Raw genomic sequence first — 13,947 nt, forward strand, 5'->3', positions numbered from 1 at the left:
GTTTCGAGCCATGTTCTGGCGGAAGACACGGGCGGCGATCGCCGGGTTCCACCCGCTGCACCAGACTCTCATCTGGGAGCACACGCTCTCGGCCACGCTGCCCAAGGCGGAATGGGCGGCGCTGCTGGCCAGCCTCTCCCGGCATCGCGGGCTCGTCCGCCGGCCCAAGTGGCGGCTGCCCGCGCGTACGGAGAGCCTGCTCGTGCCGCTGATCAGGGTGCTCTGTGAAGACGTCGGCGGCGGCGTGGTCGGTATCACCGCCGATCTGCGCGGCCACGGCGTCCCCGGCAAGGAGAGCCCGCGCCGGTCCCTGCCGGTCGTACGGCCGGTGCGGCGGGCCGAGGAGTGGTGGGTGCGCGATCCGTGGCTCAGCGTCCGCTCGGAGTTACGCGACGGCAGCGTGCTCACGCTCGCCGTCACCGACCTGGTCAGGCGCCGCCGCGTCGTCAAGGTCAACCCGCGGGGCAAGCACAAGACCAAGACGAAGACGAAGGCCGTACAGCACATTCGGACCAGCCGCTCGCTGGCCAAGGGCCAGGTGCCGGCGCGGCCGGGCAGCCCGCCGCCGTGGTGGATCCGGGTGAAGGTCCGTCCGGGCGTGAAGACCGTGATCAGGGCCGCCGCCAAGGTGCCGCTGCCCGCCGAGCGCGACCAGCTCGGGGCGATCATGACGGTGGCGACCGAACCGTTCAGGTGGACGCAAAGGAGGCGGGCTGCGTGATCCCGTGCATGGTGAGCACCGGATTCTTCGTGCTCGGCCGCTGCGGCCGGGCGCCGGTCGCCGCCTGCGCCGGGTGCGGCAGGCCGATCTGTGACCGGCACGTCGGTCCCGGCGGCGTCTGTCCCGAGTGCGCGACCGCCCAGGGCTACGGCTCCGCCTACGACCCGTTCTGGACCAGCGGCTTCCGCCGCGACCACTACCAGAGCACCTCCTCCACCTACCAGGACCCCGGCTGGTACGGCACGTTCGACGACTACGACAGAGGCGCCTTCGACCCCGAGGACCAGGGCGACTTCGGTGACTTCGGCGACGGCGACGAGCGCGATTTCGTGGACAGCTGATGCGGCTGCTGTGGCTCACCGAGCACTACCCGCCGAGCAGGGGCGGCATGGCCGAGTCCTGCGACAGGATCGTCAGGGGCCTGCGTGAGGCGGGCGTGGAGATCGACGTCGCGCACCTGACCAGGCGGGACCGGCCCTGGCAGACCGGCGGCGAGCGGGGTGGGCGGCTGCTCACCGTGCCGCTGGAGGACAATCCCGAGCACGCGCTGCGCCGGCTGTGGACCGTGCTGCGGGGTGAGTCGTACACGCACGTGGTGGCGTTCGGCGGCACGTACGCCATGCTCGGCGCCCCGATCCTGGCCGCGTGGCTCGGCGCTCCGCTGGTGACGCTGCTGCGCGGCAACGACTTCGACACCGGCGTCTTCTCGCTGCGCCGCAGGGGCGCCCTGCTCGACGCGTTACGGGCCTCGGCCACGGTGTGCGTGGTGGCCTCGGGGCACGCGCCGCTGGTGTCCGCGCTGGTTCCGGAGGCGCGGGTGCGGTGGGTGGCCAATGGCATCGACACCGCCGGCTGGCAGATCCTGCCCTCCGAACGCGCGGCGGGCCTGGCCAGGCGGGCCGCCGCCGGCCGGCGCACGATCGGGCTCATCGGGCAGCTCAAGAACAAGAAGGGTGTCGGCTTCCTGCTCGACGCGCTGGCCGCCTCCGGGCACGCGGACCTGTTCCACCTGCTGCTCGTCGGGGAGCTGGAGGCGGACCTGGACGTGCCGGCCGGGCACACGCGGCTGCCGTTCCTCGACCGGTACGAGCTGCCCGCGCTCTACGCCGCCTGCGACCTGGTCGCGCTGCCCTCGTTCTACGACGGGCTGCCGAACGTGGCCCTGGAGGCCGCCGCCCTCGGCGTCCCGCTGCTCGCCTCCGACGCGGGCGGGCTGGCCGACCTGGTCGACGACGAGATCGGCTTCCGCTTCGCCGCCGGGGATCCGCACGAGTGCCGGGCGGCGGTCGACCGGGCCGCGCGGGCGACGGACGAGCAGCTGGCCAAGCTGGGCACGGCGGCGGCCGAGCGGGTACGCAGGGACTTCACGGTGGCCGCCGAGACGGAGGGCTACCTGAGGGTTTTCCACGAGAGCGCATGATCGTCTGTTACGCCAGAGGCGGCGGGCTCGGTCACCTCACGCGGGTCCGGGCCTACCTGCACACGGTCCATCCGGGCGCCGCGGCCACGATCCGCACCGAGTGGCCGCGCGACCCGGCTGTGCTCGCGCGGGCCGACGAGATCGTGGTGGACGCCTTTCCCGCTGGGCTCGACGGCGAGATCGAGGCGGCGGTGCCGCCGGGGCCGCGTGTCGTGCACCTGGCCAGGCTGCTGCGCTGGGACGCGTACCGGCCGCTGATCCCGGCCCGGCCGTTGCGTTTCCACCGGACGTGGCTGGCCGAGCCGGTGAGCGATCCCCACCTGGCCTACCTGGAGTCGGTGTCGGACGAGGTGGTCCCGCTGGCACTGGCCGATCCACCGGCCCCGCCCGCCACGGCTCCGGAAGACTGGCTGACGGCTTCGGGGGACTGGCTGATCGTGCATTCCGGGCCGCCGGGCGAGATCCTGGAGCTGGTGGCGTACGCCCGCGAGAGTGCCGTCCTCGAAGGTCTCAGCCCGCGCCTCGTGCTCGTCTCGCCCGCCGCGCCGCCCGGCCTGCCCGCCGGGGTGGCCCACCTCGCCGTCCGCCCGGCCTGGCCGCTGTTCGCCACGGCCGGCCGCATCGTCTCCGCCGCCGGGTTCAACGTGGTACGGCAGGCCGCCCCGTACCGGCACAAGCATCGGATGGTGCCCTTCCCCCGCCGCTTCGACGACCAGTTCACCCGCGCGGCGAGAGCACGACGGGAAAGGACGTGACGCCGCGCACGAACGCGTTGGGCAGGATGCGCGGGCCCGCGTCGTCGGCCCAGGCGGCCGAACCCACCCGGTCGATCCACTCCTCGAAGAAGATCCGTAACTCCAGCCGGGCCAGGGACGCGCCCAGACAGAAGTGGGTCCCCAGGCCGAACGCGATGTGCCCGCCCGGCTTGCGCGTCACGTCGAACACCTCCGGGCGGTCGAACACCGACTCGTCCCGGTTCGCCGAGCCGTACATGAGCAGCACCTGCTGTCCTTGACCGATGTGCTGCCCGTGGAGCTCGGTGTCGCGGGTGGCCGAGCGGCACATGTTCAGGATCGGGGTGGTCCAGCGGATGAACTCCTCCACGGCGTTCTCGATCAGGCCGCGGTCCTCCCGCAGCAGCCGCCACTGGTCCGGGTGCCGGATCAGCGCGTCGATCGCGGTCGCGATGACCGTACGGGTGGTCTCCGCGCCGCCGTCGAGCAGCAGCAGCGCCTCGTTCGCCAGGTGGTCGTCGTCGTAGGCGGCCCGGCCGGACCACAGGGTCACCAGGTCGTCGGCCGGGCACGCCCGGCGTTCGGCGGCCAGGGCCAGTACGGCCTCGCCGAACTCGCCCGCGGCGACCGCGGCCTCGTGCGTGACGTAGCGCAGGCCGCCGCCCGCCACGATCGTGGTCTCCGACCAGTGCTTGAGCCGCGGCCAGTCCGTGTCGGGGAAGCCGAGCAGCCAGCCGATCATGCGGGCGGGCAGCGGCGCGGCCAGGGCGGGCACCGCGTCGACGGTGCCGGTCTCCAGGGCCTGGTCGATCAGCTCGACGACGACCTCGCGGACGCGGGCGGCGTAGCGCTCGTGGACGTAGCGCGGCGTGAAGCGGCGGTAGACGAGGCGGCGGTGCTCGGCGTGCTCCGGGTCGTCCATGCCGATCATCGACGGATCGGAGGGCAGCTGGGGGCGGTAGCCGCCGGTGCTGGTCCACAGCCCGGGATCGCGCTCGATGGCCGTGATGTCGGCGTGGCGGGAGATGCCCCACAGCCCGTTGGCGGCGTCGTGGTGAACGGGGGAGTGCTCGCGCAGCCAGGCGTAGACGGGTGCCGGGTCGCCCGCGTACAGGGCGCCGTCGAGCAGGTCGGGGTTCATGTCAGGCCAGCACCCCCTGGGATCGCAGCTTCTCCGCGGCCTCGGCGCTCAGGCCCCAGGCGGACAGGTCGGCGAGCCGGGTGGCGGGCGAGAGGTCCTGGTCCGGTACGCCGAGCAGGCGCGGGGCGGGTACGGGCTGGCTGAGCCCGCCGACGTCGGCGAAGGCGCCCCTGGCCACGTTGTGCGGATGCCGGACGGCCTCCTTCATGGACAGGACCGGCGACACGCACGCGTCGGAGCCCTCGAACACCGCCTCCCACTCCGCCCGCGTCCGCGACTTGAACTCCTCGGCCAGGCGGGCCTTGAGCGCCGGCCACTGCTTCTTGTCGCCGCGGTCCGGCAAGTCCGTCAGCCCCATCCGGGTCACCATCGTGTTCCAGAACTGCGGCTCCAGCGAGCCGACCGCCATGAACTCCCCGTCTGCCGTCTCATAGGTGTCGTAGTGGGGTGCGCCGGTGTCCAGCAGGTTCGTGCCGCGCGGGCCCCAGAAGCCGCTCTGCACGCCGTGGTAGAACATCGCGAACAGGATCGCGGCGCCGTCCACCATGGCCGCGTCGATCACCCGGCCCTTGCCGGTGCGTTCCCGCTCGAACAGGGCGAGCAGCACGCCGTACGCGAGCATGAGACCGCCGCCGGCGAAGTCGCCCAGGATGTTGATCGGCGGCGTCGGCTTGTCCTCCGCGCGGCCGAGCATCGACAGGATGCCGGAGATCGCGATGTAGTCGATGTCGTGGCCCGCGGTGGTGGCGAGCGGCCCGTCCTGTCCCCAGCCGGTCATCCGGCCGTAGATCAGCCGTTCGTTCACCGCGTGGAGGTCGGCGGGGCCGATGCCGAGCCGTTCCGCCACTCCGGGCCGGAACACCTCGATGACGACGTCGGCGTTCCTCGCCAGTTCCTTGAGCGCGGCGACGCCCTCGGGCGACTTCAGGTCCAGGCCAATGGTGTGCTTGCCGCGGTCCATGACGTCCGTCCGCGGCTCGTCGGAGACGGCGGACACGCGGTCGACGCGCAGCACGTCGGCGCCGTGGTCGGCGAGCATCATCCCGGCGAACGGGCCCGGCGCGAGCCCCGCGAGCTCCAGCACCCGGATCCCGGCGAGCGGGCCCTGACGGCCTTCAGACATCGGCATCTCCTACGACTCGGCTGGCCTCAGTAGAACAACATTCGGTGACCTCTGGCAAGACGCCTTCCCGACCTCCAGGCAGACATACGCGAGGTATGGGAAACTTGCCCACTGTTCGGGTGGGTCTACAAGGGTTGGACATGGTTTCGGATAGCAACCAGCTGGTGGCCAAGCGCTACCAGTTACTGCGCGAACTGGGGCGCGGCGGTATGGGCGTGGTCTGGGAAGGCCGCGACACACTGCTCAACCGGCAGATCGCCGTTAAGGAAGTGCTCCTGCCCGCGGGACTGCCCCGGGCCGACCAGGAACGGCAGCTGCTCCGTACCGCCCGCGAGGCGCGTATGGCGGCACGGCTGAACCACCCGTCCGTCGTCGCGATCTACGACGTGGTCGAGGAGGACGGCCGGCCGTGGATCATCATGGAGCTGGTACGCCACCCCTCGGTGGAGGAGGTCGTCGCCACCTCCGGCGCCCTTCCGGTACGGCAGGCGGCCGACGTGGGCCGCCAGGTGCTGTCGGCGTTGCGGGCCGCGCACGAGGTCGGGATCCTGCACCGCGACGTCAAGCCGAGCAACATCCTGCTCACCGACGACGGCCGGGCCGTGCTCACCGACTTCGGCATCGCCACCGCCGAAGGAGACGCGTCGCTGACCCAGACCGGGATGGTGACCGGCTCGCCGAGCTTCCTGGCTCCCGAACGGGTGCGCGCGGCCGAGTCCGGGCCCGCCTCCGACCTGTGGTCGCTCGGGGCCACGCTCTACGCCACGCTGGTCGGCCGGTCGCCGTTCGAGCGCGGCGATCCGATGGCCACACTGAACGCGCTGCTGAGCGACGAGCCGGACTACCGCCGGATCCCGCCGATCATGCACCCGATCCTGCAAGGGCTACTGCGCAAGGAGCCCCACGAACGGGTCAACGCCGAGCAGGCCGACGCGCTGCTGGCCGCCATCGTCGCGGCCAAGCAGCCGAACGCCGACCGGGTCGTAGTGGAGCCGAAGCCGCCCCGCGGCGGCCGTACCCTCCTCGCGGCGGCAGCGGCGGCGGTGCTGGTGGTCGCCGGCGGCGGGTTCGCCTTCTTCAAGTTCAGCGGGTCGGCGGAAGGCGCGCCGCGCGTCACGCAGAGCGCCGTGGCCAGCGCGCCGCCGAGCACGCCGCCGCCCAGCGCCGAGACCAGCGCGACGCCCACCCCCACCCCGACGCCCACCCCGACCAGGGTGGTGGCGACGGTACGGGCCTGGAAGTCCCCCGACGGCTGGTCCATCATGCGGCCCATCGGCTGGCGGGGCGCCCGCAAGGAGGCCTACACCGAGTGGACGCGCCGGGACCGGAGCGGGCACTTCGGCGTCCAGGCCATCTACGTCAACCCGGACCCGAACCAGATCATCCGCGACTCGCAGGAGACCGCCGGGCAGAACGACCAGGACGTTCGGACCCTGCGCCGCAGGTCCGTCACCCACCAGGGGACCAAGGCCGTGGAATGGGAGTTCACCTACACGGCGGGGCCGACCGGCGCCGCGCCGTGGAGCACGCAGGGTGTGAAGTACCACGAGGTGCAGCGGGCGGTGGCGATCGGGGACACCGCCTACGTCCTGTCGTGGACGGCCACCGAGGCGCGCTGGAAACAAGACCAGGGGTTGATGCGGCAGGTGATCGCCAGCTTTACGGTAGCGGCATGAGTAACCCCTCCACGGTCATGCCGGTGATGGCATGACGCCCCGGAATCCGAGTGCCGGTGATGGCATGACGCCCTGGATTCAGAGTGCCGGTGGTGTGGCATGACGCCTTGGAATCTGCTCGCGCTGGCGCCGCTCCCCGAGGAGGTGCTGCGGCAGTTGCTCGCGCCGCTCGGCGACCGGGTGGCCGTGCGGGTGCCGCCGGCCCGCGACCGCGCCGCGCTCCTCGCCTCACTGGCCGAGGCGGAGATCGTGCTCGGCGACTGGACGGCGCTGCTGGCGCTCGACGCCGAGGCGGTGGCCGCCGCGCCCCGGCTGGCCTTCGTCCAGCAGCCCTCGGTCGGCGTCGACGGCCACGACCTGACCGCGCTGGCCGCCGCGGGCGTGCCGCTGGCCAATACGGCGGGCGTCAGCGCCGTCGCGGTGTCCGAGTGGTGCCTGGCCGCCGCCCTGTCGCTGTCGCGCAAGCTCGCCGAGGCCGACGCCGCCGTCCGCGCGGGCCACTGGCCGCAGCAGGGGCTGCAGCCCCGCGAGCTGCACGGCCGGCAGGTCGGCATCGTCGGCTACGGTCCGATCGGCGCGGCCTGCGCCCGGCTGTTCCGGGCGTTCGGCTGCCAGGTGTCCTACTGGACCCGCACGCCTCGCGCCGAGCCGGGCTACCAGGAGCTGGCACCGCTGCTGTCCGACTCCGACGTGGTCGTCGTGGTGATCGCGCTGTCCGAGGAGACTCGTGGCCTGATCGACCCCAGGCGGCTGAAGCAGGGCGCGTTACTGGTCAACGCGGCCAGGGGCGGGGTCGTCGACCAGGCGGCGCTGGCCGGCGCGCTCACCGACGGGCATCTCGGCGGCGCCGCGCTCGACGTGTTCGACATCGAGCCCCTGCCCGACGGCGACCCGCTGCGCGAGATCGACGGCGTGCTGCTGTCGCCGCACGTCGCCGGAGTGACGCCGGAGTCCACCGGACGCCTGCTCACGGCCACGATGGCCAACCTCACGGCCGCGCTGGACGGCCACGAGGTGGCCAACGTGATCAACGGGGTCTCGCCGATCATCTGCCGGAAGTTTCCGGGTTCGCCCACCGCGTAGGCATTCGACCGGGCACGATAAACAGTTTTCGAGTCTTTAACGACCCCGGTCTGGTCGATGTCAGTCCAGGGAGATACCTTCTTACGGACGATCTCTACCGGCTCAAGGGGGTGCTTCCGTGACGACAACGATGTCGACACACCGACGGGCAGTAGAGCACATCAGGCAGTCGTACGCGGAGATCCCGGGGGACGCTTCGCCCCGGCTGTCCAAGGCCACGTCCAACCTCTTCAGATTCCGCGACTCGGGCAAGACCGCCAAGCTCTCCGCCAGGGAGCTCGACGAGGTCATCAGTGTCGACCCGGTGACGATGACGGCCGAGGTCCAGGGCATGACGACCTACGAGCACCTGGTCGACGCCACGCTGCCGCACGGGCTCATGCCCTATGTGGTGCCCCAGCTCAAGACGATCACGCTGGGCGGCGCGGTGACGGGGCTCGGGATCGAGTCGACCAGCTTCAGAGACGGGCTGCCGCACGAGTCGGTCGAGGAGCTCGAGATCCTGACCGGCGACGGCCGCATCGTCGTCGCCCGCGACGACAACGAGCACCGCGACCTGTTCCGGGCCTTCCCCAACTCCTACGGCACGCTCGGCTACGCCCTGCGCATCAGGATCAAGCTCAGGAAGGTCCAGCCCTACGTCAAGCTGACGCACGTCAAGTTCACCGACGCCGACAAGTGCATGCTGGCCATGCAGGAGATCTGCGACAGCATGGAGCATGACGGGGAGCCCGTCGACTTCATCGACGGTGTCTTCTTCGAGCCGGGGGAGATGTATCTCACGGTCGGCCGCTTCGCCGAGCGTGCGCCCTACACCTCCGACTACACCGGCATGCGGATCTACTACCAGTCCATCAGGCAGCGCAACCGCGACTGGCTGAGCATCCGCGACTACCTGTGGCGCTGGGACACCGACTGGTTCTGGTGCTCGCGTGCCTTCGGCGTGCAGCAGCCGGTGGTCCGCTCGCTGATGCCGCGCCGCTGGATGCGTTCCGACGTCTACCGGCGGCTGGTCGCGCTCGACCGGAAATACGGGGTGGTCGCGCGGGTCGACAGATGGCGCGACCAGCCCGTTCAGGAATCGGTCATCCAGGACGTCGAGACCCCGGTCGAGCGGGGCGCGGAGTTCCTGGAGTTCTTCCACGACAAGGTCGGCATGACGCCGGTGTGGATGTGCCCGCTGCGGGCCTCCTCCCGCTGGCCGCTCTACCCCCTGGAGCCCGGCAAGCTGTACGTGAACTTCGGCTTCTGGGGAATGGTGCCACTGCCACGGGGGCAGTTCGACGGTTATTACAACCGTCTCATCGAGAACTCTGTGCACGAGCTCGACGGGCACAAGTCGCTTTACTCGACTTCTTTCTACGCCCGTGAGCAGTTCTGGCAGCTGTACAACGGCGATGCTTACTGGCCGGTCAAGCAGGAATACGACCCGAACGGCCGAATGCTTGACCTGTACGACAAGTGTGTACGGGGAAGGTGAGCAGATGGCTCTCGCATCCATCTTTGAGAAGATCGTTGGCCCGCAGGCCAACATCGCGTTCATGGCCTACGACGGCAGCAAGGCGGGGCCGGACGGCGCGGACCTCGCCCTGGAGGTGAAGTCCCCGATAGCGGTCGCCTACCTCGCGCAGGCACCCGGAGAGCTCGGCCTGGCCCGGGCGTACATCTCCGGCCACATCGACGTCCACGGCGACATGTACACACTGCTCGACCGCATGTGGAACATCACCACCAACGACCTGACGACCGCCGAGAAGGTGGCGGCCGTCCGATCGCTGGGCCTGAAGCCGTTGATGATGCGCGTCCCGGCGCCGCCGCAGGAGATCCGCCAGAGCACGCTGGCCAAGCTCGGCTCCCGGCACGCCAAGCAGCGTGACGCCGAGGCGATCCACCACCACTACGACGTCTCCAACCGCTTCTACGAGTGGGTCCTGGGCCCGTCCATGGCCTATACCTGCGCCGTCTTCCCCACCAAGGAGTCGTCGCTGGAGGAGGCGCAATACGCCAAGTTCGACCTGGTGGCCCGCAAGCTCGGCCTCAAGCCCGGCATGCGGCTGCTCGACGTCGGCTGCGGGTGGGGCGGCATGGTCATGCACGCCGCCAAGCACTACGGCGTCAAGGCCCTGGGCGTCACCCTCAGCAAGCAGCAGGCCGAGTGGGCCCAGAAGGCCATCGTCGAGGCCGGGCTGGAGGACCTGGCGGAGGTCCGCTTCATGGACTACCGCGACGTCGTCGAGTCGGACTTCGACGCGGTCAGCTCCATCGGTCTCACGGAGCACATCGGCAAGCGCAATCTGCCGTCCTACTTCGCCTTCCTCTACAGCAAGCTCAAGCCGGGCGGCCGCCTGCTCAACCACTGCATCACCCGGCCGACCGGCACCGAGAAGACGTTCAACAAGGGCGGCTTCATCAACCGCTACGTCTTCCCCGACGGCGAGCTGGAGTCGGTCGGTTACCTGGTCAGGCAGATGGAGGACCTCGGCTTCGAGATCCGCCACGAGGAGAACCTGCGCGAGCACTACGCCGAGACCCTCCGGCACTGGTGCGCCAACCTCGACGCCAACTGGGCCGACGCGGTGCAGGAGGTGGGCATGGGGACCGCCCGCGTCTGGGCCCTGTACATGGCGGGCTGCATCGTGGGCTTCGAACGCAACAAGGTGCAGCTGCACCAGGTGCTGGGGGTCAAGCTGGACTCGGAGGGACACTCCGGCGTCCCGCTTCGTCCGTCGATCGACTGGCCTTGAGGTTTATCGACTTGAGGCTTATCGATTTTAAGGCTTATCGATTTTAAGGCTTGAGGTGTGAGGGGCTCACCGGCCCCTCACACCCGGTGCCGACGGTTCAGAACCTCAGCATCCACCCGTTGATGTAGCCGGTGTCGCCGGTTGTGACGTCTTCGACGCGTAACGTCCACGTCCCGTTGGCCGGTGAGGATCTTCCATCCACCGGATAGGTCTCCTCGATCTGGTCGGCGTCGTCTTTGGAGTTCGCCGCGCGAAGCGGATAAACGATGCCGGTCGGGCCGATCAGATCGATCTTCAGGTCGCCTCTCCAGGGATGACTGATGTCCACGGAGACCGTCATCTTCTGGGGTGCGTTACCCGGGAGCCAGCCCGTGACCGTGATGGGCGATTTGACGAGGCGGCCCTTGTCCGGGATGGCGTATTCGGTCCAGTTCTCGAAGTAGGGGAAGTCCATCGACCAGGCATCGATGATGCCGGCATGGGGTGACCAGCCGTCCGCGGCACGCAGCTTCCAGGTCCCGTTCTGCTTCGTCACGGCGCTGATGTCCACGTCGTACGTCTCGTCGATGAAATCGCTGCCGTCCGAGGACGGCGACCTCAGCACATATGCCTTTCCGTCTGGGCTGATCAGGGAGAGCTTCAGATCACCCACCCAAGGGTGCTGGATGGAGACGTAGACGTGCACCTGGGACGGGGTCTTGCCGAGGAGGTCGCTCACCACGATCGGCGAGTCCACACTGCCCGGGTCGGGGATGGCGTAGTCGTTGAAGTTGGAGAAGTACATCGGCCAGAGGGCGCCGTCGGTGGGCTGGGTCGGCGGGAGGGCCGCGCTGTCCAGCCGGAGGCGGGGCGTGGTGGCGCTGGTATAGGCGATGGGCTTGCCCGTGCTCTCCATGGCCGCTTCCAGCTGCCCGATGCTCGCCTGGGGGAAGGCCTGGCGGAGCACGGCCAGCGCGCCGGCCACGTGCGGAGCGGCCATCGACGTACCACTCAGCGACCCAAAGGTGTTGCCGGGCACCGAGGAGACGATCGACGTGCCGGGGGCGAACAGGTCCAGCAGCGGACCGCGGTTGCTGAAGGCGGACACCTCGTCCGTGTCGGTGGTGCTGCCGACCGTGATGGCCGAGGGCACACAGGCGGGCGCGCTGACCGCGTCGCCGTAGCCGTTGTTCCCGGCCGCGACCACCGTGGCCACCCCGGCCGCCAGGAGCGCGTCGATGGCCGGCTTGCGCGGGTCGGTGTCACACGCGGAGGTGTACTGGCCGCCGCCCAGGCTCAGGTTGGCGGCCACCAGCGCCGTACCGGCCTCCTTCAGCTGCAGGACCTTCTCCAGTCCCGCCACCTGGGCGCTGGTGAAGCTCAGCACGCACGGCGCGGCGCCCACCCCGCAGAAGTCGTCGGTGGTGAACTTGCTGAACACCTGGATGGCGACGAGTTTGGCCCCAGGGGCGACCCCGGCCGGCGGGGCGCCGGCCACGTTCGTGCCGTCGCCGACCGCGATCCCGGCCACGTGCGTGCCGTGATCACAGTCGAGGGCCGCGTCGGCGCACGGCCCGCTCTCGGAGTCGGCCGAGCCGGCTCCCGTCTGCGTGGCGGTGCCGTTCGGGCACAGGCTGGTGGCGCCGTAGTCGGCGTCGATGGGGGAGAAGCAGGCCTGCTCGATCACCCGTCCGCCCAGGAAGGGGTGCTTGACGGCGACGCCGGTGTCCAGCACGGCCACCACGCTGCCCGCGCCGGTCAACCCGGCCGCCCGCGTCTTGTCCGCGCCGATCAGCGGGATGCTCTCGGCGAGCACCGGTGGTACGGGCTTGTCCTCCGACACGCTCACCACGTTCGGCAGCTTGGCCAGCCGGTCCACCGCCGCCGCGTCGACGCGCAAGGTGACCATGGGGAACCGGGACATCGTCTGCAGCACTTGACCGGCACTCGACGCCTCAGGCAGATCCGTCCGGCTCTTGGTGATCACATTCACCCTGATCTTGGCACCGGCGGCCAGCCGCGCGCTCAACCCGGGCTCTATCGTCGGGGGCTGGTCAATCAGATTCGCCGACGTGGCATGGGCCGGCACGCTCACGCCTGTCGTGGCCGCTAACGCCATGATGATGCAGGATAAAACCCACTTTTTCATCCGCCACTCCAAGGTGAGTGAATTGATCACCTGGACAGTAAATGATCGAAACCTACTCAACAAGGGCCGGGGCTTAGGTAGATGTTCAAATCGCCGCTCAAGATGCTGAAATCTCACATCTGCGCAGGTGGATGCAGTCGTATGGCGAAATTGTGGCGAATATATGGCGCCTTGGTGGACAATTCACATGCGCGCTGTAAATCGCGCGGAAGGCGCGCTCATCGGCCATAGTGGCGTAATGAAGAAAGGCGGTCTCTACGGCGTCCCTGGGAGGGGATGTCCATTCTGAAGGACCTCAGCCACAACGGACCGTCTTCTTCCGCGCGCGTTCCCAGAGGGGGCATCTCCCGAGGGACCCCAGCCACCACGGACCGCCACCGAGATCGAGACGGTCGTGTGACGAAACACCTGGGACCCCCGGTGATCACCTCACTAGGATGCGATCCCATGCGCTCCGTGATCTTAGGTGGCACTGCCGCCGCCCTCCTTCTGGCCTCCGCCACCCCCGCGCTGGCCACCGCCCCCGACAAGCCCCTGACCTCGGCCCAGTTGAGTGAAGCCCTCATCACACCCGAGGACCTGGGCGACGCTTACGCCCCCAACCCGAAGCACATCCGCGAGGCGTTGGACGCCGACTCGGCCCACACGAAGAAGTGCGTACGAGCGATGAGGGCGCTGAAGCCCCTCCTCAGCAGCCCGGCAGCCGTCTACATCGACAAGGAGGGCCTGCCGTCGGGCGTCAAGCAGTTCGCCGTCAGCGGCACCTCGGCCAAGATGGCCGCCTGGCAGACGGTGGGCAAGGTCATGGTCCGGGACTGCGTCGGCACCAAGACGAAGACCAAGCGCGCCAAGTCGGCCATCACCAAGCTCTCCGTCGGTACGGTCGGGAACTGGGTGTACGGGATCAGGTACAAGGAGACGATGGCGACGAGGAACGCCGAGCTTCAGGCGGCGGATGTCGTGCTCATCAGAGTCAAGAACGCCGTCACGCTGCTGGTGAGCGACGGGTTCTTCGGAGCGTTCGAGCCCGGTCTGAGCAAGCGGGCGGCGAGGCTGGCGGTGCCGAAGCTCCGGGACGCCCAGAACGAGTGACGCGCGTGCGCACACGATGCCTGACGACGCAGATGACGGCGATCTCGCGCTTCCCGGCGGACGGTCACACGGGGACGTAGCGGGC

The 13,947-nt window shown here is 69.7% G+C and carries 12 protein-coding genes; 9 read left to right on the forward strand and 3 right to left on the reverse strand.

All coding sequences use genetic code 11. From position 1 onward, the window contains the following. Positions 1-10: 10 nt before the first annotated feature. The 4 genes from ACGFJ2_RS37490 to ACGFJ2_RS37505 are packed head-to-tail and all read left to right on the forward strand — an operon-like array spanning position 11 to position 2,896. Entirely contained in the window at positions 11-721 is a 711-nt protein-coding gene (locus tag ACGFJ2_RS37490) for a hypothetical protein (RefSeq protein WP_358181479.1), read from the forward strand. Then, the gene (locus ACGFJ2_RS37495; protein ID WP_357940089.1) at positions 718-1,062 is read left to right on the forward strand and encodes a hypothetical protein; all 345 of its coding nucleotides are present in this window, start codon (positions 718-720) and stop codon (positions 1,060-1,062) included. The genes ACGFJ2_RS37490 and ACGFJ2_RS37495 overlap by 4 nt, the downstream gene beginning before the upstream one ends. Then, complete coding sequence (locus ACGFJ2_RS37500; RefSeq protein ID WP_393476631.1) at positions 1,062-2,141, forward strand: glycosyltransferase family 4 protein; 1,080 nt, start codon at positions 1,062-1,064, stop codon at positions 2,139-2,141. Before ACGFJ2_RS37495 ends, ACGFJ2_RS37500 begins: the two co-directional genes overlap by 1 nt. Continuing rightward, entirely contained in the window at positions 2,138-2,896 is a 759-nt protein-coding gene (locus ACGFJ2_RS37505; RefSeq protein WP_393476634.1) for a hypothetical protein, read from the forward strand. The genes ACGFJ2_RS37500 and ACGFJ2_RS37505 overlap by 4 nt, the downstream gene beginning before the upstream one ends. On the opposite strand, the gene ACGFJ2_RS37510 is transcribed toward ACGFJ2_RS37505, so the two are convergent. Then, positions 2,859-4,016, reverse strand: coding sequence for a cytochrome P450 (locus tag ACGFJ2_RS37510; protein WP_393476637.1), 1,158 nt, complete (start codon positions 4,014-4,016; stop codon positions 2,859-2,861). The genes ACGFJ2_RS37505 and ACGFJ2_RS37510 overlap by 38 nt on opposite strands. Before the next feature lies 1 nt (position 4,017). Beyond that, entirely contained in the window at positions 4,018-5,139 is a 1,122-nt protein-coding gene (locus ACGFJ2_RS37515) for a CaiB/BaiF CoA transferase family protein (RefSeq protein ID WP_393476640.1), read from the reverse strand. Between the two features lie 140 nt (positions 5,140-5,279). On the opposite strand from ACGFJ2_RS37515, the gene ACGFJ2_RS37520 reads away from it, so the two are divergent. The 4 genes from ACGFJ2_RS37520 (at position 5,280) to ACGFJ2_RS37535 (ending at position 10,642) form a co-directional block, all read left to right on the forward strand. Then, positions 5,280-6,815 carry a serine/threonine-protein kinase gene (locus tag ACGFJ2_RS37520; RefSeq protein ID WP_393476643.1) on the forward strand — a complete coding sequence of 512 codons (1,536 nt, stop codon included), beginning with the start codon at positions 5,280-5,282 and terminating at the stop codon, positions 6,813-6,815. 99 nt (positions 6,816-6,914) lie between these two features. Next, the gene (locus ACGFJ2_RS37525; RefSeq protein WP_393476646.1) at positions 6,915-7,898 is read left to right on the forward strand and encodes an NAD(P)-dependent oxidoreductase; all 984 of its coding nucleotides are present in this window, start codon (positions 6,915-6,917) and stop codon (positions 7,896-7,898) included. Positions 7,899-8,028: 130 nt separating this feature from the next. Further along, on the forward strand, positions 8,029-9,378 hold the full coding sequence (locus ACGFJ2_RS37530; protein WP_357941460.1) for an FAD-binding oxidoreductase: 1,350 nt from the start codon (positions 8,029-8,031) through the stop codon (positions 9,376-9,378). Positions 9,379-9,382: 4 nt separating this feature from the next. Next, positions 9,383-10,642: a cyclopropane-fatty-acyl-phospholipid synthase family protein gene (locus ACGFJ2_RS37535; RefSeq protein ID WP_363995025.1), complete on the forward strand. Its 1,260-nt coding sequence runs from the start codon at positions 9,383-9,385 to the stop codon at positions 10,640-10,642. Positions 10,643-10,739: 97 nt separating this feature from the next. On the opposite strand, the gene ACGFJ2_RS37540 is transcribed toward ACGFJ2_RS37535, so the two are convergent. After that, on the reverse strand, positions 10,740-12,650 hold the full coding sequence (locus ACGFJ2_RS37540) for a S8 family serine peptidase (protein WP_357940101.1): 1,911 nt from the start codon (positions 12,648-12,650) through the stop codon (positions 10,740-10,742). Positions 12,651-13,217: 567 nt separating this feature from the next. Here ACGFJ2_RS37540 and ACGFJ2_RS37545 point away from each other — a divergent pair. Beyond that, the gene (locus ACGFJ2_RS37545) at positions 13,218-13,862 is read left to right on the forward strand and encodes a hypothetical protein (RefSeq protein ID WP_358181494.1); all 645 of its coding nucleotides are present in this window, start codon (positions 13,218-13,220) and stop codon (positions 13,860-13,862) included. Positions 13,863-13,947: the final 85 nt, after the last annotated feature.

Source organism: Nonomuraea sp. NPDC049028 (assembly GCF_043197735.1).
In the GTDB taxonomy this organism is placed as follows: Bacteria; Actinomycetota; Actinomycetes; order Streptosporangiales; family Streptosporangiaceae; genus Nonomuraea.